General features: G+C 65.7%; 18 protein-coding genes. 16 read left to right on the top strand and 2 right to left on the bottom strand.

Going from position 1 to position 23,339, the window contains the following annotated elements:
* Positions 1-557: 557 nt before the first annotated feature.
* Complete coding sequence (locus BUQ73_RS14705; RefSeq protein WP_079228586.1) at positions 558-1,313, bottom strand: enoyl-CoA hydratase-related protein; 756 nt, start codon at positions 1,311-1,313, stop codon at positions 558-560.
* 133 nt (positions 1,314-1,446) lie between these two features.
* On the opposite strand from BUQ73_RS14705, the gene BUQ73_RS14700 reads away from it, so the two are divergent.
* The 11 genes from BUQ73_RS14700 to BUQ73_RS14650 all read left to right on the top strand — a co-directional run bounded on the left by BUQ73_RS14700 (position 1,447) and on the right by BUQ73_RS14650 (position 16,256).
* On the top strand, positions 1,447-2,094 hold the full coding sequence (locus tag BUQ73_RS14700) for a TetR family transcriptional regulator C-terminal domain-containing protein (protein WP_079228585.1): 648 nt from the start codon (positions 1,447-1,449) through the stop codon (positions 2,092-2,094).
* A gap of 76 nt (positions 2,095-2,170) precedes the next feature.
* Entirely contained in the window at positions 2,171-2,887 is a 717-nt protein-coding gene (locus BUQ73_RS14695) for a response regulator (RefSeq protein WP_079228584.1), read from the top strand.
* On the top strand, positions 2,884-3,648 hold the full coding sequence (locus BUQ73_RS14690; protein ID WP_079228583.1) for a substrate-binding periplasmic protein: 765 nt from the start codon (positions 2,884-2,886) through the stop codon (positions 3,646-3,648). The genes BUQ73_RS14695 and BUQ73_RS14690 overlap by 4 nt, the downstream gene beginning before the upstream one ends.
* A complete protein-coding gene (locus tag BUQ73_RS14685) occupies positions 3,645-5,897 on the top strand; it encodes an ATP-binding protein (protein ID WP_079228582.1) in 2,253 nt (750 codons plus the stop codon). Before BUQ73_RS14690 ends, BUQ73_RS14685 begins: the two co-directional genes overlap by 4 nt.
* A 126-nt stretch (positions 5,898-6,023) precedes the next feature.
* Entirely contained in the window at positions 6,024-7,430 is a 1,407-nt protein-coding gene (locus BUQ73_RS14680; protein ID WP_079228581.1) for an amino acid permease, read from the top strand.
* Between the two features lie 476 nt (positions 7,431-7,906).
* Positions 7,907-8,698: an enoyl-CoA hydratase/isomerase family protein gene (locus BUQ73_RS14675; RefSeq protein WP_079228580.1), complete on the top strand. Its 792-nt coding sequence runs from the start codon at positions 7,907-7,909 to the stop codon at positions 8,696-8,698.
* 33 nt (positions 8,699-8,731) lie between these two features.
* Positions 8,732-9,892: an acyl-CoA dehydrogenase family protein gene (locus tag BUQ73_RS14670; RefSeq protein ID WP_079228579.1), complete on the top strand. Its 1,161-nt coding sequence runs from the start codon at positions 8,732-8,734 to the stop codon at positions 9,890-9,892.
* 18 nt (positions 9,893-9,910) lie between these two features.
* Positions 9,911-12,010, top strand: a complete 2,100-nt coding sequence (locus tag BUQ73_RS14665; RefSeq protein WP_079228578.1) for an acetate--CoA ligase family protein — start codon at positions 9,911-9,913, stop codon at positions 12,008-12,010.
* A gap of 10 nt (positions 12,011-12,020) precedes the next feature.
* Complete coding sequence (locus tag BUQ73_RS14660) at positions 12,021-13,628, top strand: 5-guanidino-2-oxopentanoate decarboxylase (protein ID WP_079228577.1); 1,608 nt, start codon at positions 12,021-12,023, stop codon at positions 13,626-13,628.
* A 29-nt stretch (positions 13,629-13,657) separates the two neighbouring features.
* Positions 13,658-14,848, top strand: coding sequence for a pyridoxal phosphate-dependent aminotransferase (locus BUQ73_RS14655; protein WP_079228576.1), 1,191 nt, complete (start codon positions 13,658-13,660; stop codon positions 14,846-14,848).
* The gene (locus tag BUQ73_RS14650; protein ID WP_079228575.1) at positions 14,841-16,256 is read left to right on the top strand and encodes an aldehyde dehydrogenase family protein; all 1,416 of its coding nucleotides are present in this window, start codon (positions 14,841-14,843) and stop codon (positions 16,254-16,256) included. The genes BUQ73_RS14655 and BUQ73_RS14650 overlap by 8 nt, the downstream gene beginning before the upstream one ends.
* Positions 16,257-16,426: 170 nt before the next feature.
* Here BUQ73_RS14650 and BUQ73_RS14645 read toward each other — a convergent pair whose 3' ends face one another.
* A complete protein-coding gene (locus tag BUQ73_RS14645; RefSeq protein WP_079228574.1) occupies positions 16,427-16,861 on the bottom strand; it encodes an RrF2 family transcriptional regulator in 435 nt (144 codons plus the stop codon).
* A 187-nt stretch (positions 16,862-17,048) separates the two neighbouring features.
* Between BUQ73_RS14645 and BUQ73_RS14640 the strand changes: the two genes are divergently transcribed.
* The 5 genes from BUQ73_RS14640 to BUQ73_RS14620 all read left to right on the top strand — a co-directional run bounded on the left by BUQ73_RS14640 (position 17,049) and on the right by BUQ73_RS14620 (position 22,948).
* Entirely contained in the window at positions 17,049-18,650 is a 1,602-nt protein-coding gene (locus BUQ73_RS14640) for an ABC transporter substrate-binding protein (protein WP_079228573.1), read from the top strand.
* A 156-nt stretch (positions 18,651-18,806) separates the two neighbouring features.
* The gene (locus BUQ73_RS14635; protein ID WP_079228572.1) at positions 18,807-19,766 is read left to right on the top strand and encodes an ABC transporter permease; all 960 of its coding nucleotides are present in this window, start codon (positions 18,807-18,809) and stop codon (positions 19,764-19,766) included.
* A 3-nt stretch (positions 19,767-19,769) separates the two neighbouring features.
* Positions 19,770-20,597 carry an ABC transporter permease gene (locus tag BUQ73_RS14630; RefSeq protein ID WP_079228571.1) on the top strand — a complete coding sequence of 276 codons (828 nt, stop codon included), beginning with the start codon at positions 19,770-19,772 and terminating at the stop codon, positions 20,595-20,597.
* Between the two features lie 2 nt (positions 20,598-20,599).
* Positions 20,600-22,234, top strand: a complete 1,635-nt coding sequence (locus tag BUQ73_RS14625; RefSeq protein WP_192858655.1) for an ABC transporter ATP-binding protein — start codon at positions 20,600-20,602, stop codon at positions 22,232-22,234.
* 9 nt (positions 22,235-22,243) lie between these two features.
* Entirely contained in the window at positions 22,244-22,948 is a 705-nt protein-coding gene (locus tag BUQ73_RS14620) for an NAD(P)H-dependent oxidoreductase (RefSeq protein WP_079228570.1), read from the top strand.
* The last annotated feature ends 391 nt before the right edge of the window (positions 22,949-23,339 follow it).

Genomic DNA, 23,339 nt, shown 5'->3' with positions numbered 1-23,339 from the left:
TGTGAATGACGAGCATTTCGCTGACGACGAAGAAGTGCAACAGCAGAGCCAGGATCAATAGCCCTGCCAAGGAGCAACAGAGTCTGCTGCATGAGTGCTCGAAATCCTCAGCTGCCAAAGGCCGTAGCCGGAATTGAAACCTTCCGGCACGGCGCCCAAAATTCGGCTTCGCGGGTTTCGAGCACTCGCAGTTGATGCCCAACCCCCGGCTGCAATGCCGAGGTTTTTCAGGTCTTCGAGGGGCCGCCTGCCAAGGCCCTGCGCCTGAAGGAAGGGGTTTCGCGGAGCCATTTGGATGAAGAAGCTGAAGTTGAAGAAGGGATGAAGTCATTCTGGGCCAGGGGCACGACGCCGTCGCCAGTAAGGTCCCGCCACCGAGTACGCCAAGCAGGTGCAGGCCGACGTTGTCAGAAAAGCCGGCGACGACCTTGGCCAGTACAGCGTCCAGTATTATCAAACTGCCGCCATGACCGTGCCGGTGTAGCTGTACCAGAACACCTGCCGCGTGCTGGTGCGGGTCGGCAATACGTTGATACCAAGCGTATCACCTGGGCGCTTCAGGCACCCTTGCGCGATACCATCGCGGTCAAGGCAGCCCTGGCTTCATCGCTGTTGAGCCGCTCGATGAACAGCAAGCCTTCCTTGGCCACCGTTGCGGCCAGCGCTTCGCGCTGCCCATTCTTGAGCAGACGCCTGCTGATGCGCAGTGCTTCGGCCGGCAGCTGCTGCAGGCGCCGCGCCAGCTTGACGGCGGCAGCCAGGCATTGCCCGCCATCTTCGAACAATTCGGTCGCCAGGCCCCACTGCACCGCCTGCTCGCCATCCAGCGCCTGGTTGCACAACAACAGCTGCGCAGCCCGCGCATGCCCCAGCATCTGTGGCAGCAGCAGGCTTGCGCCAAACTCCGGGCACACGCCCAGTGCCACGAACGGCGTGCGCAGTTTGGCGTCACGGCTGATCAGCACCTGGTCGCAGTGCAGCAACAGGGTAGTGCCGATGCCGATCGCCGGCCCCGCAATGGCGGCGATCAACGGTTTGTCCAGCGCCAGCACCGCCCACATCATGCGGAACACCGGGCTTTGCAGGTCGGTCGGGGGCTGTTCGAGAAAATCTGGCAGGTCGTTGCCGGCGGTGAAGCACTCGGTGCTGCCGGTGATCAGGATCACCTCGACCTGCGGGTCACTGTTGGCGGCCTCGAACAGCTCTGCCAGCCGCGTGTACATGGCGTTGGTCAGGGCGTTGAGCTTGTCTGGGCGGTTCAGGCGCAGGGTCAGCAGGCCTTCGTCGAGTTGCGAGTGGATCAGGTCGGTCATGGGCGGTGCCTCTGTTGTTGTTATCGTGGGCCCGGCAGGTCGGGGGATCAGCGTGCCCGAGTATAAACAGGGTATCGCGATCGAGGCGAGTTGCTATACAGTCGTTCAACTGTGCGACCCATGAGAGCCACCAATGACCCAGGAAGCCCGCTTCAGCCGCATGCTGCCCGAACTGCGCAAGGCCAATCTGGTCGAGGCCACGCTGGCCTGCCTGAAGCGCCACGGCTTCCAGGGCGCCTCGATCCGCAAGATTTCTGCCGAAGCCGGCGTCTCTGTGGGGCTTATCAGCCACCACTATTCAGGTAAGGACGAACTGGTCGCCGAGGCTTACATGGCCGTCACTGGCCGGGTCATGCAACTGCTGCGCGAGGCGATGGCCCAGGTCGCGCCCAACGCCCGTGAACGGCTGTCGGCGTTCTTCCGAGGCTCATTCAGCGCCGAGCTGCTCGACCCGCAGCTGCTCGATGCCTGGCTGGCGTTCTGGGGGGCGGTGAAAACTGCCGAGGCGATCAACCAGGTGCACGACCACTCCTACGGTGAGTACCGCCGCGAACTGCGCACGCTGCTCGCCGAGCTGGCGCAGGAGGAGGGCTGGGAACGCTTCGATGCCGACCTCGCCGCCATCAGCCTGAGCGCCTTGCTCGACGGCCTGTGGCTGGAGTCCGGGCTGAACCCCGGCACCTTCACCCCGGCCCAGGGCGTGCAGATTTGCGAGGCCTGGGTCGATGGCCTGCAGGCCGGCGGTCGGCAACGCTTCAGCACAGCCACCGAGGGCTGTTGATCGACCGTTCAGCAATCGCTAGTCTTGGCCCGCTCTAATAAAAAAATCGCCTTCGGGCGCTTCAGGACTACCCGCAATGACCTCTCAGGTACTGATCGTCGATGACGATCCGCTGATTCGTGACTTGCTCCAGGCCTACCTGTCCCAGGAAGGCTATACCGTCCACTGCGCCGCCACTGCGGAGCAGGCCGAAACGCTGTTGACCGAGCAGCCGGTGGAACTGGTGATGCTGGACATCCGCCTGCCCGGCAAGGACGGCCTGACCCTGACCCGCGAGCTGCGGGTGCGCTCGGAAGTGGGGATCATCCTGATCACCGGGCGCAATGACGAGATCGACCGCATCGTTGGCCTGGAGTGCGGCGCCGACGATTATGTCAGCAAACCGCTCAACCCCCGTGAGCTGGTGTCCCGCGCGAAGAACCTGATCCGGCGCGTGCGCCACGCCCAGGGCACACGGCCGGCCGGCGTGGCCAATGCCACCCTCAAGCAGTTCGGCGATTGGTCACTGGACTGCGACCGCCGCCGCCTGATCGATGCGCAAGGCAGCGAAACCCTGCTGACCCACGGCGAATTCCAGTTGCTCAGCGTGTTCCTGCGCAACAGCGGCCATACCCTCAGCCGCGACCAACTGATGGATCAGATCCGCAACCGTGAGTGGGTGCCCAACGACCGGTCCATCGACGTGCTGGTCGGCCGCCTGCGGCGCAAGCTGCATGACGACCCCGCTGAGCCCGAGCTGATCATCACCATCCACGGTGCCGGCTACCTGTTCACCGCCAGCGTGGCGGCGTGAGCAAATACCTGTTGGGCCTGCTGGTGCTGCTGGCCAGCGGCGTGCTACACGCCGCTGGCACCGTGCGCTATTGCGATTACCCGGTCTACCCACCTGTTTCCTGGAGCGATGGCAAGCAACCCCGCGGGCTGGCGCCGACGGTCGTGCGCGAGTTGTTCGGGCGGCTGGGCTACCAGGTCGAGATGGTCGTGCTGGGCAACTGGCAACGTTGCCTGCTCGACGCGGCCGAAGGGCGGGTGGATGTGGTGCTGGCCTACACCTCGGAGCAACGTGCCCGGTCCATGCGCTTTTCCCAGGTACCGGTGCTGCGCGAGGAGGTGGCGGTGTTTGCCAACCGCCAGCACCCGCTGCAGTTCGACAAGCTCGAAGACCTGGCCAGGTACCGTGGCGGGCTGCTGTTCGGCGAAAGCTACGGCCCGGCGTTCGACCGCTTCGTGGCGCAGCACCAGAACATCGAGTGGGTGTCGGACAGCGGGCAGAACTTCGGCAAGCTGATACGCGGGCGTATCGACTTCGTGGTCCAGGAACGGCGCACCGGCCAGTTGTTCGTCGAGCACTTGCCCGGCGCCCGGGACATCGTCGCGCTGCCGCCGGCACTGAGCGTTGACTACCTGCGCGTGGCGGTGTCGCGCCATTCACCGTTGAGCGCGCGCATGGACGAGATCGACGGGCAACTGCAGAAGATGACCGATGCCGGCGAACTGGAGCGCTGGCTGCATGAAAGCGAGGTCACCTACCGCGACATGGTCAACCAGCCATGACCCGCCTGCAACCGGGGGGCCTGCTGCGTCGGCTGTTGCTGTTCATCCTGCTGTTCAGCCTGTGCTTCACGGTGCTGGCCAGCAGCGTGCAGCTGTATTTCGAGTACCGCCGCGAGATGCGCGAGATCGACGCGCGCATGGCGCTGATCCGCGCAGGCTACCTGGCCAGCCTGGAGCGCAGCCTGTGGGACCTGAACCAGGAGCAGCTGAACGTGCAGTTGCGCGGGCTGGTGGACTTTTCCGATGTGGCGCGGGTGCGCCTGAACAGTGCCGACTTCACCTTGCAGCAAGGTGAGCCGTCCCCGCAGGGGCCGCTGCGGGTCGAGCGGTTTGCGCTGGACTATCAGCCACCTTCAGGGCCTGTGCGGCACCTGGGCGAGCTGGAAGTGAGCACTGACCTGGGCGCGGTGCACCGGCGGCTGTTTGCCACCGGCCTCACCAGCCTTTTGTGGATGAGCGTGTTTCTCTGTGGCCTGGCACTGGCGTTGTCCGGGCTGTTCTATCGCCTGGTGACCCGCCACCTGCAGGTCATGGCCGACTTCGCCCGGCGCATCGGCGCCGGGCAGTGGCAGGAGCCGCTGCGCTTGAACAAACGCCGTTCGCCGCACACCGACGAAATCGACAGCGTGGCGCTGGCGCTGGACGACATGCGCCGGGCGATCCTCAGTGACAGCGAACGCCGCGAATCTGACCGCCTGGCCTTGCAGGACAAACGCGACGAACTGCAGAAACAGGTCGAACGGCGCACGGCAAGCCTGATGCGCGCCAAGGACGATGCCGAGGCGGCCAACCTGGCCAAGTCGCGCTTCCTTGCCACCATGAGCCACGAGCTGCGTACGCCGCTCAACGGCATCCTCGGCATGGCCGAACTGCTGCGTGGCGCCGGGCTAGCAGCGCCGGACCGTCAGCGCCTGGAGGCGTTGTACAAGGCCGGCGAGGGGCTGCTGAGTATCCTCAACGAGGTGCTGTATTTTGCCCGCCTCGAAGAGGGCGAAAGCCGCCCCGAGGCGGTGGATTTTGCCCTGCGCCAGCTGTGCGCCGAGGTGGTGACCCTGCTCGAACCCCGTGCGCTGGCCAACGACAGCCTGGTGTTGTGCCGCATCGACCCGCAGCTGGCTGCGTACCAGCATGGCGCTGAGCAGTACCTGCGCCAGGTGCTGAGCAACCTGCTGGCCAACGCCATCAAGTTCACCGAGGGCGGCGAGATTCTCGTCGAGGTGCAGGTGTTGCAGAGCCTGCCCGGGCGGCAACGCTTGCGCCTGAGCGTCACCGATGACGGCATCGGCATCTGCGAGGCGATGCAGCCGAAGATCTTCGACCGCTTCGTCCAGGCCAGCGAGGCGGTCGCACGGCGCTATGGCGGCACCGGCCTGGGGCTGGCGATCAGCAAGCACCTGGTCGAGCAGATGGCCGGGCAGATCGGCGTGCGCAGCCGCGAGGGGGAGGGCAGCTGCTTCTGGCTGGAGCTGGAACTGGAGACGGTGCAGGCTCCCCAGTGCGTGGCGGGGTCTGATCGTGCGGCGTCGCCGCTGCAAATCCTGGTAGTGGAAGACGTGGCCCTGAACCGTGAAGTGGTGTGCGGGTTGCTGGAGCGTGACGGGCATGAAGTCTGGCTGGCCGAGGATGCCGAGCAGGGTCTGCAACTCTGTGCACGGCAGCGCTTCGACCTGCTCCTGCTGGATGTGCACCTGCCAGGCATCAGCGGCGTGGAGCTGTGCCGCCAGCTGCGTGCCGGCAACACGCCCAACCGCGATACGCGCATCCTGGCGCTGACTGCCAGCGTTCAGCCGGGGTTGGTGCGTGCCTATCTGGATGCCGGCATGCAGGGCGTGCTGGGCAAGCCACTGAAACTTGCAAACCTGCGCCAGGCCTTGGCGGGGCACGTGCAGGCGCAACAGCCGCAGGCACCTGCCTGGCTCGACCATGAACTGTTGGCCACGCACCGCACGCTGCTTGGCGAGCAGAAGCTGCAAGGCCTGCTGGCCGGGCTGCGAGACGGTTTGGCGCAACAGCGCCAGCCCTTGCTCGAAGCGGTGGACGCGGGTGACTGTACCGAAGTGGCCCACCTGGCCCATCGGCTGGCCGGCAGCAGCGATTCCATGGGCCTGTGCGGCCTGGCGGCGACCTTGCGCCGGCTTGAGGAGCATGCGCAGGCCCGCGACAAACCCAGTGTGAGGGCCATGGGCCCGATGCTGCGCGAGCAGTTGCAGCGTGCCGAAAACAGCCTGGGCGAACTGCTGGCGGCCTGAGCGACAAAATCCTTACGACTTTTTACATCTTTGATCTTTACGATCAACCGCGCCTTACATCGCTTTCCAATAATCGGACGCAACCGCTGCACACGCGGTCTTCGACGCTTATTGGAGATAATAATAATGAAAGGCCGTAAAGCTGAAGGTATCCACCTCACGCGGGCATTGAAGAGCCGGCACATCTTCATGCTCTCGCTCGGTGGCGTGATCGGCACCGGGCTGTTCATGGGCTCGGGCGTGACCATCAACCAGGGCGGGCCGGTGGGCGCGATCCTGGCCTACCTGGTCGCGGGTTTCCTGATGTACCTGGTGATGGTCTGCCTGGGTGAGTTGTCGGTGCAGATGCCGGTATCCGGTTCATTCCAGGCCCATGCGACGAAATTCATCGGCCCGGCCACGGGCTTCATGATCGGCTGGGTGTACTGGATGAGCTGGGCCACCACCGTGGGCCTGGAGTTCACCGCCGCCGGCATGCTGATGGTGCGCTGGTTCCCGGAGGTGCCGATCTGGTACTGGTCGGCGCTGTTCGTTGCGGTGCTGTTCGGCATCAACGCACTGGCGACCCGCGCCTTCGGTGAGGCGGAGTACTGGTTCTCCGGGATCAAGGTGGCGGCGATACTCGGTTTCATCATCGTTGGTGTGCTGGTGATCTTCGGTGCCATCCCGCTGACCAGTGGGGCGCCGGCGCCGATGATGAGCAACCTGATCGGCGATTCGCTGTTCCCCAACGGCCTGTCGGCGGTGTTCGCGGTGATGATGACCGTGGTCTATGCCTTCCAGGGTTGCGAGATCATGGGCGTGGCGGCGGGCGAAACCGACCAGCCGGAAAAGAGCATCCCGCGTGCCGTGCGCAACGTGGTGTTCCGCGTGCTGATCTTCTATGTGCTGGCGATCGTGGTGTTGTCGGCGATCGTGCCGTGGCAGCAGGCCGGGCTGATGGAAAGCCCGTTCGTGCAGGTGTTCGACATGGTCGGCATTCCTTACGCCGCAGACCTGATGAACTTCGTGATCCTCACCGCGATTCTTTCGGTGGGCAACTCCGGGCTGTATGCCTCCACCCGCATCCTCTGGGCGATGTCCAAGACCGGCATGGCCCCCCGCAGCCTGTCGCCGCTGAGCAGCCGCGGTGTGCCGCTGCGGGCGCTGTTCATCACCCTGTGCTTTGCGCTGGTGTCGCTGATGACCAGCTTTGTCGCCGCCGACACCTTGTTCATGGTGCTGATGGCGGTGAGCGGCATGTCTGGCACTGTGACCTGGATCGTCATCGCCCTGGCGCAGTATCGCTTTCGCAAGCAGTTCCTGCGGGATGGCGGCCAGCTGAGCGAACTCAAGTACCGCGCGCCGCTGTACCCGCTGGTGCCGTTGCTGTGCATCACCCTGTGCAGTTCGCTGTTCGTGTTCCTGGCAATGGATGAGACGCAGCGGCCTTCGTTGTACTGGGGGTTTGGCTTCATAGCGCTGTGTTATGCGGCTTACTTTGTGGTGCAGCGCAAGCGCCAGGGCGTGGGGGTGGAAGTGCCGGCGGTATGAGGTGGGGTTGCAGGGGTTCGTCGGTGTTTTTGCAGCGCCTGTGAGATCGAGCGCCGCCCGCGCGGCGCATCGCGGATGAATCCGCTCCTACATTTGTTTCGGGCCAGTCACTCCTGTGAAGCCAACAGGGACCGCCTCTTTGGTATGGCGATGCATCTCTGTGGGCATTGACGCTCCTCCATCTGTCTCCCGCCATGCACCAAGGCGGACAGCGGTAACCTCACAGGAATAATTGGCCAGAAACAAATGTAGGAGCGGATTTATCCGCGATGCGCCGCGCGGGCGGCGCTCGATCTCACAGGCGCTGAAAACCTATCGCCATACACCTGGTGGCCCTAACGCAATCCATTTCCACCCCTCATTTCCCCACTTGTTCGAAGTTGTAACACCGCTTCCTCGGCAATTGCCTCCTTACTGAACACTCGTTTAGCATGAGCCTCACCTCTCACAGCAATCACAATAATTCGAGGCCCGTCATGACCGCTCCGTCGTCCCTACTCATGCAGGTTGAAGCCGGCGTTGCCTGGATCACCCTGAACCGCCCCGAGCAGCGCAACGCGCTGGACATTCCCACCCTGAAGAAGCTGCACGCCACCCTCGAGGCCTATAACAGTGACCCCGCCGTGCGCGTGGTGGTGCTGACCGGCACTGGCCGCAGCTTCTGCGCTGGCGCCGACCTCGCCGAATGGGCCGAAGCCGAAGCCCGTGGCGCACTGGAAACCTACGGCTGGACCGAAACCGCCCACGCCCTGATGCACTGCCTGCACAACCTGGACAAGCCCACCATTGCCGCCATCAACGGCACTGCCGTCGGCGCCGGCATGGACCTGTCGCTGTGCTGCGACCTGCGCCTGGCTGCCCAGTCGGCCCGTTTCAAGGCCGGCTACACCAGCATGGCCTACTCGCCGGATGCCGGCGCCAGCTGGCACCTGCCACGGCTGATCGGCAGCGAACAGGCCAAGCGCCTGCTGTTCCTCGACGAACTCTGGGGCGCCGAGCGCGCCCTGGCGGCCGGCCTGGTCGGTGAAGTGGTCGCCGACGACCAGTTGCCAGCCGCCACCGCCGAACTGGCGGCGCGCCTGGCCCAGGGGCCGACGTTCGCCTACGCCCAGACCAAGCGCCTGATGCGCGATGGCGCCTCGCGCAGCCTGGCTGAGCAGCTCACTGCAGAACTGGCAGCCGGCCTGCTCTGTGGGCGCAGCGAGGACGGTGCCGAGGCCTTGCGCGCGGCCACGGAAAAACGCTCGCCACGCTTCAGCGGCAAATAAGCACGCTCTCTTACCCCGGTTTAGGAACAGGCCATGAATTTCCAACTGACCCAAGAACAAGAAATGTTGGTGGATGCCGTACGCAGCTTCGTCACCAAAGAGCTGTTGCCCCATGAAGAAGCCGTGGACCGTGCCGACGAAGTGTCCCCGGAGCTTGCTGCGCAGATCCGTGGCAAGGCCATCGCCGCCGGCTTCTACGCCTTCAACATGCCCGAGGAAGTCGGTGGCGGCGGCCTCGACTACCTGTCCCAGGCGCTGATCGAGCGTGAACTGTCGAAGGTCTCCTGGGCGCTGCACGTGTTCGTCGCACGGCCTTCGAAGATCCTCATGGCCTGCACCGGCCAGCAGGTGGAGGATTACCTGCTGCCGTGCATCCGTGGCGAGAAGACCGACTGCTTCGCCCTGACCGAACCGGGCGCCGGCTCCGACGCCAACTCGATCAAGACCCGCGCCGTGCGCGAAGGCGACGACTTCGTGATCAATGGCAGCAAGCACTTCATCAGCCATGCCGGGCATGCTGACTTCGCCATCGTCTTTGCCGTCACCGACACCTACGAGCACAACGGTCGCAAGCGCAACGCCGTCACCGCCTTCCTGGTCGACCGCGGCACCCCGGGCATGACCATCCGCCGCGGGCCGAAGTGCGTGAGCAACCGTGGCTACCACACCTACGAGCTGTTTTTCGACGACTGCAAGGTGCCGGCCGCCAAGGTACTCGGCGAGGTCGGCAAGGGCTGGGAAGTGGCCAACGCCTGGCTGACCGCAGGCCGGGTGATGGTCGCTGCCAACTGTGTCGGCCAGGCCCAGCGTGCGCTGGACGTGTCGCTGCAATGGGCGGCCGACCGCAAGCAGTTCGGCCAGCCGATCGGTACTTACCAGGGCGTGTCGTTCAAGCTCGCCGACATGGCCACGCAGATCCGCGCTGCCGAACTGCTGACCCTGCACACCGCCTGGAAGATGGACCAGGGCAGCATGACCGACGGCGAGGCGGGCATGGCCAAGCTGTTTGCCAGCGAAGTGCTCGGCAAGGTCGCCGACGAGGCGGTGCAGATTTATGGCGGCATGGGCCTGATGGACGAAGGGCCGGTCGAGCGCATCTGGCGCAACGCGCGGATCGAACGGATCTGGGAAGGCACCTCGGAAATCCAGCGGCACATCATTTCCCGCGAACTGCTGCGCCCACTGCTGCGCTGACCGAACCGGAGCATCACCATGTCGCAAGCCATTCGTGACAACCTCAAACGCCTGCTGGCGCCACGGCACCTGGCCTTCGTCGGTGGCCGCAGCATGGCCCGCGCGCTCAGGCGCTGCGCCGAAGGCGGCTACCAGGGCCAGATGTGGCTGGTCAACCCACAGCAGGACCGCATCGATGGCGTCCCCTGCGTGCGCAGCGTGGCCGAGCTGCCCTGTGCGCCGGACGCGGTGTTCATTGCCACCAACCGCGAACTGACCCTGGCCTGTGTCGCCGAACTCGCCGCCAAGGGCGCGGGCGGGGCGATCTGCTATGCCTCGGGCTTCGCCGAAAGCGGCGCCGAGGGCCAGGCGCTGCAACAGCAGCTGCTCGAAGCCGCCGGTGACATGGCGCTGCTCGGCCCCAACTGCTACGGCCTGCTGGACTACCTGCACAGTGCCGCCCTGTGGCCGGTGGCACACGGTGGCAAGGCGGTGGAGCAGGGCGTGGCGGTGCTGACCCAGAGCGGCAATTTCGCCTACAACCTGTCGATGAGCGATCGCTCGCTGCCAGTGGCCTACATGGCCTCGGTCGGCAACCAGGCACAACTGGGCATCGCTGAGCTGATGGACGTGCTGCTCGATGAGCCCCGGGTTACCGCCATCGGCCTGCACCTGGAAGGCCTGAAGAACGTGCCGGGCTTTGCCCGTGCCGCGCACAAGGCGCTGGAGAAAGGCATCCCGATCGTGGCGCTGAAGACCGGTGTGTCGCAGATCGGCGCCGAGCTGGCGCTGAGCCACACCAGTTCCCTGTCCGGTTCCGATGCGCTGTACGACAGCCTGTTCGAGCGCTTGGGTGTAATTCGCGTCAGCGGCCCGGTGAGCTTCGTCGAAACCCTCAAGGCCGCTGCCTGTGGCAACCTGCCCAAGGGTGGCAGCCTGATCGCGCTGGCCTGCTCGGGCGGCGATGCCGGGCTGATCGCCGACTACAGCGAGAGCAACCAGCTGAGCCTGCCGGCCCTGGACGCCAGCCAGGTAGAAGCACTGGCCCAGGTGCTGCCGGCGTATGCCAACCTGGTCAACCCGCTGGACTTCACCACGGCAATCTGGGGCGATGGCCCGGCCAAGGCGCGCATGCTCGACAGCGCCCTGCGCAGCGATGCCGACGCGGCGATGCTGGTGCTTGATTACCCCGCCGAGTTCACTGGCGAGCGCAAGGAATGTGACCTGCTGCTGGAGCTGTATTGCGCGGCGCTCAAGCGCCATGGCAAGGCCGGTTTCGTCACCTCGGCCTTCCCCGAGCTGTTGCCAGCCAGCGCCCGTGAGCGCCTGCACGCTGCCGGTGTGCCGGCGCTGCAAGGGGTGGAGGATGGCCTTGCCGCCTGGGGCCGGGTTGCCCGCTACGCGCAGCAACGCCCGGCCTTGCTGGCGCTGGGCGAGTCGGCGCTGGTGCCGCTGTGCCCGCGGCCACTCGCCGGTGACAGCCGCCTGCTCAACGAATGGGAGTCCAAGCAAGCCCTGCGCGGCTTCGGCCTGCCCATCCCGAATGGCGTGCTGAGCAACCCACAGCACGCGCTGGCCGATGCCGGCACGGTGGGTTACCCCTTGGTGCTCAAGGCCGTCAGCGCGCAGTTGCCGCACAAGACCGAGGCCGGTGCAGTGGCACTGAACCTGGCCGACGAGGCAGCCCTCGGCCACGCGCTTGAGCAGATGCGCACGCGCATTGGCGCTTACGCGCCCGGCGTTGCCTTCGACCAGGTGCTGCTCGAACCGATGGCCAGTGCGCCCCTGGCCGAGTTGATCGTCGGCATCAAGCGCGAGGCGGATTTCGGCCTGGCGCTGGTGATCGGTGCCGGCGGCATCCTCGTCGAGCTGCTCAAGGACAGCAAGAGCCTGCTGCTGCCAACCACGGATGGCGCCATCCGCAAGGCGGTGCTCGGCTTGCGCAGTGCGGCCTTGCTGCAGGGCTTTCGCGGCAAGCCGGCGGCAGACCTGGACGCGCTGGTCGCCGCCATCCGCGCGGTGGCCGACTACGCCTGCGAAAACGCCAGCCAGCTGCTGGAACTGGATGTGAACCCATTGATGGTCGGTGCCAGCGGCACCACGGCGGTCGATGCCTTGATCCGCCTCGGCCAAGTGTAAGGACATGAACATGACCAACCCCACACTCACGGGCGGCCAGGCGCTGGTGCGCCTGCTGGCCAACTACGGCGTCGATACCGTTTTCGGCATCCCCGGCGTGCATACCCTGGAGCTGTACCGCGGCCTGCCCGGTAGTGGCATCCGCCATGTGCTCACCCGTCACGAGCAGGGTGCCGGCTTCATGGCGGACGGCTATGCCCGGGTCAGCGGCAAGCCGGGTGTCTGCTTCGTCATCACCGGCCCCGGCGTGACCAACGCGGCCACCGCCATCGGCCAGGCCTACGCCGACTCGATTCCGCTGCTGGTGATCTCCAGCGTCAACCACACGGCAAGCCTGGGCAAAGGCTGGGGCTGCCTGCACGAAACCCAGGACCAGCGCGCCATGACCGCGCCAATCACCGCCTTCTCGGCCGTGGCACTGAAGGCCGAGGACCTGCCAGAGCTGGTCGCCCGCGCCTATGCCGTGTTCGACAGCGAACGCCCGCGCCCGGTGCATATCTCGGTGCCGCTGGACGTGCTGGCTGCGCCCGTGGCGCGGGACTGGAGCTCTGATGTGGTACGCCGCCCTGGTCGCGGCCCGGCCAGCCTCGACAGCCTGCAGCAGGCGGCCGCCAGGCTGGCGGCGGCGAAGCGCCCGATGATCATCGCTGGGGGCGGCGCCCTGCAGGCTGGCGCCGAACTGCAGCAGCTCAGCACACGCCTGGCGGCACCGCTGTTCACCAGCGTCGCCGGCAAGGGGCTGGCGCCGCTGGACTCGCCGCTCAACGCCGGTTCCACCCTCTGTGTGGAGCCGGGTTGGTCAATGATCGGTGAGGCCGATGTGGTGCTGGCAGTCGGTACCGAGATGGCCGACACCGACTTCTGGCGCGAGCGCCTGCCACTGACCGGCGAACTGCTGCGGGTGGACATCGACCCGCGCAAGTTCAACGACTTCTACCCCTGTGCGCTGGCGTTGCATGGCGATGCCCGGCAGACCCTGACGGGGCTGCTCGAACAGTTGCCGGACGGCGTGCGCGATGCGTCCCAGGCGAGCGCTGCGGTGCGCCGCCTGCGCGATGCCGTGCAGGCCGGCCACGGCCCCTTGCAGGCGATTCACCAGGCGATCCTGCAGCGGGTTGCGGCCGAGCTGCCGGACAACGCCTTCGTCAGCACCGACATGACCCAGCTGGCCTACACCGGCAATTACGTCTTCAACAGCAGGGCGCCGCGCAGTTGGCTACACCCCACCGGCTACGGCACCCTTGGCTACGGCCTGCCGGCAGGTATCGGTGCCATGTTCGCCACTGCCGACCGCCCAGGCCTGGTGCTGGTGGGTGACGGTGGCTTCCTCTACACCGCGCAAGAGCTTGCGACCGCAGTCGAGGAGCTGGACCGCCCGCTGGTGGTGCTGTTGTGGAACAACGATGCCCTGGGGCAGATCCGCGACGACATGCTCGACCTGGACATCGAGCCCATCGGCGTACTGCCGCGCAACCCGGACTTCGCCGGCCTGGCCCGTGCCTTTGGTTGCACGGTCGCGCAGCCGCAGAGCCTCGACGACCTGCAACGCGACCTGCGCGGCGGCTTTGCCCGCAACGGCGTGACCCTGATCGAGCTCAAGCACGCCTGCGCGCGCTGAGCCCACTGCACATAACAGGACAACCAGCCATGCGATTTTCCTCATTGACCCAACGGATCGCCGGTGACGGCGCCGCCGCCTGGGAGATCCACTACCGCGCCCTGGCCATGCTCGAGCAGGGCCACGACGTGCTGCTGCTTTCGGTCGGCGACCCGGACTTCGACACCCCGGCGCCGATCGTCCAGGCGGCCGTGGCCAGCCTTGAGGCCGGCAATACCCATTACGCCGATGTGCGCGGCAAGCGCAGCCTGCGCGAGGCCATCGCCCGGCGCCACCAGCAACGCAGTGGCCAGGTGGTCAGCGCTGACCAGGTGACGGTGCTGGCAGGGGCGCAGTGCGCGCTGTTCTGCGTGGCGCAATGCGTGCTGGAGGCGGGCGATGAAGTGATCGTCGCCGAACCGATGTATGTCACCTACGAGGCGGTGTTCGGTGCCTGCGGTGCCAAGGTGGTGCCGGTGCCGGTGCGCCCGGAGCATGGCTTTCGCGTGCAAGCCGAAGACGTCGCCGCGCGGATCACCCCGCGCACCCGCGCCCTGGCACTGAACAGCCCGCACAACCCTTCCGGTGCCAGCCTGCCGCGCAGGACCTGGGAGGCCCTGGCCGAACTGTGCATCGCCCATGACCTGTGGCTGATCAGCGACGAGGTGTACAGCGAGCTGCTGTTCGACGGCGAGCACATCAGCCCCGCCAGCCTGCCGGGCATGGCCGAGCGCACGGCGACGCTGAACAGCCTGTCCAAGTCCCATGCCATGACCGGTTGGCGGGTTGGCTGGGTGGTCGGCTCGCCGGCGTTGTCCGGGCACCTGGAGAACCTGGCGCTGTGCATGCTGTATGGCTCGCCTGACTTCATCCAGGATGCGGCGGTGGCTGCGCTGGAGTTGCAGTTGCCAGAGCTGGACGGCATGCGCGAAGCCTACCGCCAACGCCGTGACCTGGTGTGTGCAAGCCTTGCAGACTGCCCTGGCATACGGGCACTCAAGCCCGATGGCGGGATGTTCGTGATGGTCGATATCCGCGAAACCGGGCTCAGCGCGCAAGCGTTCGCCGACCGCCTGCTCGACCGGCATGGCGTGTCGGTGCTGGCCGGTGAAGCGTTCGGCCCGAGCGCGGCCGGGCATATCCGCCTGGGGCTGGTGCTGGGCGCCGAGCCGCTGCGCGAAGCCTGCCGGCGTATCGCCCGCTGCGCCAGTGAACTGATGGAGGCGCAACCGCATGCGTGAATACAGCCGTCTGTTCATCGATGGTCGCTGGCAGCAGCCGGCGGGGCAGGGCATGGCCGAGGTGATCGACCCGGCCAGCGAGGGGGTAGCTGGCAAGGTGCCGCTGGGTAATGAAGAAGATGTGGAGCGGGCGGTCCAGGCGGCGCGCCGGGCGTTCGCCGGCTGGTCGCGAACGCCCCCCAATGTGCGCGCCGGGTTCATTCGCGCCTTGGCCGAGCAGCTCAAGGCGCGGGCCGACGAGATGGCTGCAGTGATCACCACCGAACTGGGCATGCCGGTGCAGTGGTGCCGGCCAGTGCAGGTCGACGGGCCCATCATCGGCCTTGAGCAGTACATCGAGCTGGCCGGCCTGATGGACGAGGTACGCGAGGTCGGCAACTCGCTGGTGTACCGCGAGGCCGTGGGCGTATGCGCGTTCATCAACCCCTGGAACTACCCGCTGCACCAGCTGATCGGCAAGCTCGCACCAGCCTTGGCTGCAGGCTGCACAGTGGTGGTCAAGCCAAGTCAGGAAACCCCGCTGCATGCCTTCCTGCTGGCCGAAATGGTCGAGGCCATCGGGCTGCCGGCCGGGGTGTTCAACCTGGTCAGCGGGCCAGGGTCGAAGGTCGGTGAGGCACTGGCACGGCACCCACAGGTGGACATGGTCTCGTTTACCGGCTCGACCGGCGCGGGTGTGCGGGTTGCCCAGGCGGCGGCGCCGTCGGTGAAGCGGGTGTGCCTGGAGCTGGGCGGCAAGTCGCCGTTCCTGATCACCGCCGACGCCCCGCTCGAAGCGGCGGTGCGCCATGGCGTGCAGGAAGTGATGATCAACTCGGGGCAGACCTGCACGGCGCTGACGCGCATGCTGTTGCCGGCGTCGCGTTATGCCGAGGCCGTGGAGATTGCCGTGGACGAGGCCCGCGGCCTGGTCATGGGCGACCCGCAGGACCCGCGCAGTTTCCTTGGGCCGATGTGTTCGGCCGGGCAGCGGCGCACCGTGCAGGAATACATCCGGGTCGGCCAGGAAGAGGGCGCGCGGCTGGTGTGTGGCGGGGCCAGCGCGCCGGGCTTCGAGCGTGGGTTCTATGTGCCGCCGACAATTTTTGCCGCCGTCGACAACCGCATGCGCATTGCCCAGGAAGAAATCTTCGGCCCGGTGCTGTGCCTGATTCCCTATGCCGATGAGGCCGAGGGCATTGCCCTGGCCAACGACTCGCCGTTCGGGCTGTCCAGTGCGGTGTGGGCGGGTAGCCGTGACAAGGCGTTGCAACTGGGGCGCCAGTTGCGCGCCGGGCAGTGCTTCGTCAATGGCGGGGCGTTCAACTACCAGGCGCCGTTTGGCGGCTACAAACAGTCGGGCAATGGCCGTGAATGGGGGGAGGAAGGCCTCAACGAGTTTGTCGAGGTGAAGGCCATCCAGCTCTGAGCAATGTGAGAGCGCCTGTGGCTGCGGGAGCATCTGTGGGAGCGGCCTTGTGTCGCGAAAGGGCCGCAACGCGGCCCCAGCAATTCATGCGGCGAAGCTGAGATCCTGGGGGCGCTTCGCACCCCTTTCGCGACGCAAGGCCGCTCCCACAGGCCGCTCAGGGTTGGCGTTCAGGCCGTGTGTTCCTTGGGCGTATCAAACGCCACAAACAGCTGATCCGCCGTGATCGCCCCCAGGTCCAGGCGCATGTTCTGCTCCAGCATCGCAAATAGCCGGGTGAACACTTCGTACACCTTGCAGTGGTCCTCGAGCCCGGCAAACGGGTTGTCGATCTTTTCGGCGATCAGCGAACTTTCCTGCACGGCGTCATACACCTCGCGCAAGGTGATCTCTTGCGGCGCGCGGGCCAGGGTCACGCCGCCCTGGGCACCGCGATACGAGGTCAGGATATTGGCCTTGACCATCTGCGACACCATCGAGCGCACGCGGGTAGGGTGCACCTTGACCCACTTGGCGATGGTCTCGGTGCGCAACTTCTGCGGGGCATTGGCCGCCACGAACGAAAGGATGTACGAGGCGGTGATGAGTCGGGTCGACTGGCTCATGGGGCAAAGGCTCCCTGCGAAAACGTCAATGGTACACCACTGAAAAAGCCCGGTATCGGGCGCTGGAAATCAGCTTGTCCTACCGCTAATGTATTTGTTACGGTAACAATTACAAATTGTAAACAGCTTCTACGCAATCCGCTTTGACCGAACAACAATTTCTTGCGGTTCAACAGGGGCAAATGCCATGAGCGATAACAACAAGAACAATCCTCACGCCATTCCCGACGGCAGCCTGCCGCGCCGGGATTTCCTCAAGTACAGCGCTGTCGCTGCGGCCATTGCCGGGGCGTTTTCCCTCGGCCTGCCGCTGCCTGGCCATGCCGACGAGGCCACGCCAAAGCCGGGCGGCACCTTGCGCCTGGGACTGGCCGGGGGCAGTACCACCGACTCCAAGGACCCGGGCTCGTGGGTCGACACCTTCACCTTCATCGGCTTCTCGGCGGTGTACAACACCCTCACCGAAATTGCCGTGGACGGCACGGCCATCCCTGAACTGGCCGAGCGCTGGGCATCGAGCCCCGACGCCAAGGTCTGGACCTTCACCCTGCGCCAGGGCGTGACCTTCCACAATGGCAAGACCCTGAGCGCCGATGATGTGGTGGCCTCGATTCAGCACCATCTGGGCGACAAGTCCACTTCCGCAGCCAAGACCGTGCTGGGCGATGTTGCCAAGGTGCACGCCAGCGCCCCCGACACCGTGGTATTCGAGTTGCATTCGGGCAACGCCGACTTCGCCTACGTGGTCGCCGACTACCACCTGGTGATCATGCCCGCCAAGGACGGCCTGGCCGACTGGCAGGCCGGCGTCGGCACCGGCGGTTACCGCATCAAGGGCTTCGAGCCCGGCGTGCGCATGGACCTGGAGCGCAGCCCGGACTACTGGAAGCCGGGCAGGGCGCATTTCGCCAGTGCCGAGCTGATCGCCATCGCCGACGGCGCCGCACGGGTCAACGCCCTGGTCACTGGCAAGGTCGATGTGATCAACAAGGTCGACCTCAAGACCGTGTCCTTGCTCAAGCGCAACCCGAAGCTGGTGATCGAGGAAACCAAGGGCGCCCAGCACTACACCTTCCCGATGCTCACCGACAGCCAGCAGTTCCGTGACAACAACGTACGCATGGCCCTCAAGCACGCGATCAACCGCGAGACCCTGCTGGCCTCGGTGCTTTACGGCTACGGCCAGGTCGGCAACGACCACCCGTTGCAGCCGGCCAACCGCTTCATCAACCCGGCGCTGGAGCAGCGCGTCTACGACCCGGACAAAGCCCGCTTCTATCTGCGCCAGGCCGGCATGGACAGCCTCAAGGTGCGCCTGCAGGCTTCCGATGCCGCCTACAGCGGTGCGGTGGATGCCTCGGTGCTGTTCAAGGAGCAGGCGCGCCAGGCCGGGATCGACATCGACGTGGTGCGCGAACCTGCCGATGGATTCTTCACCAATGTGTGGATGAAGCAGCCGTTCACCACTTCGTTCTGGTACTCCAGCCTCACCGCCGACCGCATGTTCAGCATCGGCTACGCCAAGGGCGCGGCGTGGAACGAGACCCACTGGGACAACCCGCGCTTCAACCAGCTGCTCAACGCCGCCCGTGGCGAGATGAACGAGCCGCTGCGCCGCGAGATGTACAACGAAATGCAGGCGCTGTGCCGCGACGACGGCGGGGCCATCGTGCCGCTGTTCGCCAGCTCCGTCGCCGCCCGCTCCAGCCGCGTGGCCCATGGCCCGCTGACGGCGCCCTATGGCGAGCTGGATGGGCTGCGGGTGATCGAGCGCTGGTGGCAGGCCTGACCCGCTGGCATTGCGCGAGGTTCAACCCTGCATTCAGTCGAGGCATCCAGTCCAGGCATCTGGTCGAGGCATCTGGTCGAGGCATCTGGTCGAGGCATCTGGTCGAGGCATCTGGTCAAGGCATCTGGTCAAGGCATCTGGTCAAGGAGAGTTACGTTGAACAATCTTGGCAAACTCCTACTGCAGCGGCTGGCCCTGGGCCTACTGTCGCTGTTTGCGGTCTCGGTGGTGATCTTCCTGGCAGTCAGCATGCTGCCAGGCGACATCGCCCAGGCCATGCTCGGCCAGTCGGCCACCCCGGAAACCGTGGCCGCCTTGCGTGCCCAGTTGGGGCTGGACCTGTCGCCCGTGCAGCGCTTCGTGCAGTGGGCGTGGCGCCTGTTGCACGGTGACCTGGGGGTGTCGCTGGCCAACCAGCGGCCGATCATTGAACTGGTGGGTGCGCGGCTGGGCAACACCTTCAGCCTGGCCCTGCTGGCGGCGCTGTTCTCGGTGCCGACAGCGTTGCTGCTGGGCATGCTCGCAGCGTTGTACCGCAACAGCTGGTTCGACCGCCTGCTCAATACCGGCGCCTTGAGCGCCGTGTCGTTTCCCGAGTTCTTTGTCGCCTATCTGCTGATCCTGGTGTTCGCGGTGAAGCTCGAATGGCTCCCGGGCATCTCCAGCCTGCCCACGGACGCTTCGCTGGGTGAGGTGCTGGAAGTCTCGGTGCTGCCAGTGGCGACCCTGAGCCTGGTGGTGATCGCGCAAATGATGCGCATGACCCGCGCCTCGCTGATCAACCTGCTGGCCAGCCCCTACATCGAAATGGCCCGGCTCAAGGGCGTGTCGCCGGCGCGGGTGATCTTCAGGCACGCCTTGCCCAATGCCCTGGCGCCGATCGTCAACGTGGTGGCGCTGAACCTGGCGTACCTGGTGGTGGGCGTGGTGGTGGTGGAGGTGGTGTTCGTCTACCCGGGGCTCGGCCAGTTGCTGGTGGACTCGGTGGCCAAGCGCGACATCCCGGTGGTACAGGCCTGCAGCCTGATCTTCGCCGGCACCTACATCCTGCTCAATACCGGCGCCGACGTGCTGTCGATTGCCAGCAACCCACGCCTGATGCATCCGAAGGGGTAGACCATGAGCCTGATCACACCTGTGCTGCGCGCGCCCCTGAGCGCCAAGTTCGGCCTGCTGGTGATTGTTGCCTACACCGTGGTGGCGCTGTTCGCGCCGCTACTGGCGCCGTATGGCGAAACCCAGGTGGTGGGCGAGGGCTTCGCGCCGTGGAGCCCGCAGTTCCTGCTGGGCACCGACAACCTTGGCCGCGACACCTTCAGCCGCCTGTTGTACGGAGCCCGCAATACCCTGGGCATCGCCTTCCTGACCACCAGCCTGGCCTTCCTGCTGGGTGGCCTGTGCGGGCTTGTTGCAGCCATCAAGGGCGGCTGGATCGACCAGGGCCTGTCGCGCCTGGTGGACATCCTGATGGCCATCCCGCAGTTGATCTTCGCCCTGCTGATCCTCAGCGTGGTCGGCACCACGGCCACCTCGCTGGTGCTGGTGATCGCCTTGCTCGACGCCACGCGGGTGTTCCGCCTGTCCCGGGCCGTGGCGATGAACGTGGTGGTGCAGGACTTCGTCGAGGCCGCGAGGTTGCGTGGCGAAGGGCTGTGGTGGCTGGTCAGCCGGGAGGTGCTGCCCAACGCCGCGGCGCCGCTGATCGCCGAATTCGGCCTGCGCTTCTGTTTCGTCTTCCTGTTCATCAGCGCCTTGTCGTTCCTCGGCCTCGGCATCCAGCCGCCGACCGCCGACTGGGGCAGCATGGTGCGCGACAACGCGGTGCTGATCACCTTCGGTGACATCAGCCCGCTGCTTCCGGCCCTGGCGGTGGCGTTGATCACGGTAAGCGTGAACTTCGTCGTCGACTGGGTGCTGCACCTGTCCAGTGGCCTGAAGGAGTGCTGAGCATGAACCCTGATACTTTGCTGGAAATCCGTGACCTGCGCATCGAGGGCCACCATGACGATGCCTGGCACCCGCTGATCAAGGGCATCGACCTGACCCTCAAGCGTGGCGAGGTGCTGGGCCTGATCGGCGAGTCCGGTGCCGGCAAATCGACCCTGGGCCTGGCCGCGATGGGCTACGTGCGCGACGGCTGCCGGATCACCGGCGGCAGCGTCTGCTTCGATGGCATCCCGTTGCTCGACTGCAGCGCCGAAACCCTGCGCAAGTTGCGCGGCCTGCGCATCGCCTACGTGGCGCAGAGCGCTGCCGCCTCGTTCAACCCGGCGCACCGGCTGATCGACCAGCACGTGGAAACGGCCGTGACCAACGGTGGCATCGACCGCGCCAAGGCCGAGGCCGAGGCGGTGCAGCTGTACCGCATTTTGCGCTTGCCCGACCCTGAGCACATTGGCCAGCGTTACCCGCACCAGCTGTCCGGTGGCCAGTTGCAGCGGGTGATGACGGCCATGGCCATGGCCTGCCACCCGGACTTGATCATCTTCGACGAACCGACCACGGCGCTGGACGTCACCACCCAGATCGAGGTGCTGGCGGCGATCCGCGACGCGGTGAAGACCTTCGGCAGCGCCGCGCTGTACATCAGCCATGACCTGGCGGTGGTGGCGCAGATGGCCGACCGCATCATGGTGCTGCGCCACGGCAGCCTGGTGGAGGAGGCGCAGACCCGCAGCATGCTCAGCGCCCCGCAGCAGGCGTACACCCAGTCGCTGTGGGCGGTGCGCAACTTCCACACCACGGCCAAGGCCTGCCCACGCCATGAAAAACCCTTGCTGGAAGTGCGCAATGCCGATGCCTGCTACGGTCATCAGCCGGTGCTGCACGATGTTTCGCTGAAGCTCTATCGCGGCCAGACCCTGGCGGTGATCGGCGAGTCGGGCAGCGGCAAGAGCACCACGGCGCGTTTGATCAGCGGCCTGCTGCCGCCGACTTCGGGGCAGGTGTTGTATGACGGCGAGGCATTGCCGGCAGACTACCGCCAGCGCAGCAAGGAGCAACTGCGGCGCATCCAGATGATCTACCAGATCCCCGACACGGCGCTGAACCCAAGGCAGCGTATCGTCGACATCATCGGCCGGCCGCTGAGCTTCTACCTGGGGCTCAAGGGCAAGGCACTGCGCGAGCGAGTCGCCGAACTGCTGCGGATGATCGACCTGGAACCGGCCAAATACATGGACCGCCTGCCACGCGAGCTGTCGGGCGGGCAGAAGCAGCGGATCTGCATCGCCCGCGCCCTGGCCGCCGAACCCCAGCTGATCATCTGCGACGAAGTGACCTCGGCGCTTGACCAGCTGGTGGCCGAGGGCGTGCTCAAGCTGCTCGACCGTATCCAGCGCGAGCTGGGCGTGGCCTACCTGTTCATCACCCACGACGTGGCCACCGTGCGCGCCATCGCCGACGAGGTGCTGGTGATGCAGCGCGGGCGGGTGGTCGACCATGGCAGCCGCGAGGCGATCTTCCAGCCGCCGCACCGTGACTACACCGGGCTGCTGTTTTCCTGCGAGCCAGAGATGGACCCCGACTGGCTTGACCGCCTGCTGGCGACGCGCAATTCCACTTCCCCTTTGGCAACTGTTTGAGGATTGCCCATGAAAGTATTGATCGTTCACGCTCATCCCGAGCCTCAATCCTTCACCGCCGCACTGCGTGACCAGGCGGCAGAGACCTTCCGTGCCCAGGGCCATGAGGTGCAGGTCAGCGACCTGTACGCCATGGGCTGGAACCCGGTAGCCAGTGCCGACGACTTCAGTCACCGGGAAAACCCGGAGTACCTGGTGTACGCGCTGGAGCAGCGCCTGGGGGTGAAGAGTGGTTCCATCGCAGCGGACATCCAGCAAGAGCTGGACAAGCTGCTGTGGGCCGACCTGCTGGTGCTGAACTTCCCGATCTTCTGGTTCTCGGCGCCGGCGATGCTCAAGGGCTGGATCGACCGGGTGCTGGTGTCCGGGGTGTGCTACGGCGGCAAGCGTTTCTACGACCAGGGCGGCCTGGCCGGCAAGCGCGCGCTGGTGACCGTGACCCTTGGCGGGCGTGAGCACATGTTCGGCGAGGGAGCGATCCACGGGCCGCTGGAAGACATGCTGCGGCCGATTTTACGCGGCACCTTGGCTTATGTCGGCTTCGAGGTGCTGGAGCCGTTCGTGGCGTGGCATGTGCCGTACATCAGCGATGAAGCGCGCCAGGCGTTTCTGCAAAGTTACCAGCAACGCCTGCAGCACCTGTCGGATGACCTGCCGCTGAGCTTCCCCCGCCTGGACCAGTTCGACGAGGCGCTGTACCCACTGGCACGCTGACACCCCCGCAATGCCAAGGCATGCCAACAAGGCTGACAACCATGGCCTCGCAGGCATGGCCACGTTGCAACAAATGTAGGAGCGGATTCATCCGCGATGCGCCGCGCGGGCGGCGCTCGGTCTTGATAACGCTGAAGGGCTTGCGTCAGGCACCTGGTAGCCTTTGGATGAAGGCCGCCAGGTGTTCGGCAATGTTTTTTCAGCGCCTACGAGATCGAGCGCCGCCCGCGCGGCGCATCGCGGATGAATCCGCTCCTACAGTTTGTTTCGGGCCAGTCATGTCTGCGAGAGATGCGGCGCCAGCCTTGTTGGCATGACACAGCACCGCGATGACACACCCATTCGGGGTATGGTCCCAGGCTTTCAATCCCTCGATAGTAGGCTTCATCCT

Source organism: Pseudomonas putida (assembly GCF_002025705.1).
GTDB lineage: Bacteria > Pseudomonadota > Gammaproteobacteria > Pseudomonadales > Pseudomonadaceae > Aquipseudomonas > Aquipseudomonas putida_J.
The sequence above is the reverse complement of the archived record's forward strand: the minus strand, read 5'-3'. Positions and strand labels throughout refer to the sequence as shown.

Coding starts and splice junctions, on each gene's coding strand:
- BUQ73_RS14705 (WP_079228586.1), bottom strand. CDS start 1,313: ATGACCGACCTGATCCACTCGCAACTCGACGAAGGCCTGCTGACCCTG.
- BUQ73_RS14660 (WP_079228577.1), top strand. CDS start 12,021: ATGACCAACCCCACACTCACGGGCGGCCAGGCGCTGGTGCGCCTGCTG.
- BUQ73_RS14665 (WP_079228578.1), top strand. CDS start 9,911: ATGTCGCAAGCCATTCGTGACAACCTCAAACGCCTGCTGGCGCCACGG.
- BUQ73_RS14640 (WP_079228573.1), top strand. CDS start 17,049: ATGAGCGATAACAACAAGAACAATCCTCACGCCATTCCCGACGGCAGC.
- BUQ73_RS14695 (WP_079228584.1), top strand. CDS start 2,171: ATGACCTCTCAGGTACTGATCGTCGATGACGATCCGCTGATTCGTGAC.
- BUQ73_RS14620 (WP_079228570.1), top strand. CDS start 22,244: ATGAAAGTATTGATCGTTCACGCTCATCCCGAGCCTCAATCCTTCACC.
- BUQ73_RS14670 (WP_079228579.1), top strand. CDS start 8,732: ATGAATTTCCAACTGACCCAAGAACAAGAAATGTTGGTGGATGCCGTA.
- BUQ73_RS14630 (WP_079228571.1), top strand. CDS start 19,770: ATGAGCCTGATCACACCTGTGCTGCGCGCGCCCCTGAGCGCCAAGTTC.
- BUQ73_RS14625 (WP_192858655.1), top strand. CDS start 20,600: ATGAACCCTGATACTTTGCTGGAAATCCGTGACCTGCGCATCGAGGGC.
- BUQ73_RS14685 (WP_079228582.1), top strand. CDS start 3,645: ATGACCCGCCTGCAACCGGGGGGCCTGCTGCGTCGGCTGTTGCTGTTC.
- BUQ73_RS14700 (WP_079228585.1), top strand. CDS start 1,447: ATGACCCAGGAAGCCCGCTTCAGCCGCATGCTGCCCGAACTGCGCAAG.
- BUQ73_RS14655 (WP_079228576.1), top strand. CDS start 13,658: ATGCGATTTTCCTCATTGACCCAACGGATCGCCGGTGACGGCGCCGCC.
- BUQ73_RS14645 (WP_079228574.1), bottom strand. CDS start 16,861: ATGAGCCAGTCGACCCGACTCATCACCGCCTCGTACATCCTTTCGTTC.
- BUQ73_RS14680 (WP_079228581.1), top strand. CDS start 6,024: ATGAAAGGCCGTAAAGCTGAAGGTATCCACCTCACGCGGGCATTGAAG.
- BUQ73_RS14675 (WP_079228580.1), top strand. CDS start 7,907: ATGACCGCTCCGTCGTCCCTACTCATGCAGGTTGAAGCCGGCGTTGCC.
- BUQ73_RS14650 (WP_079228575.1), top strand. CDS start 14,841: ATGCGTGAATACAGCCGTCTGTTCATCGATGGTCGCTGGCAGCAGCCG.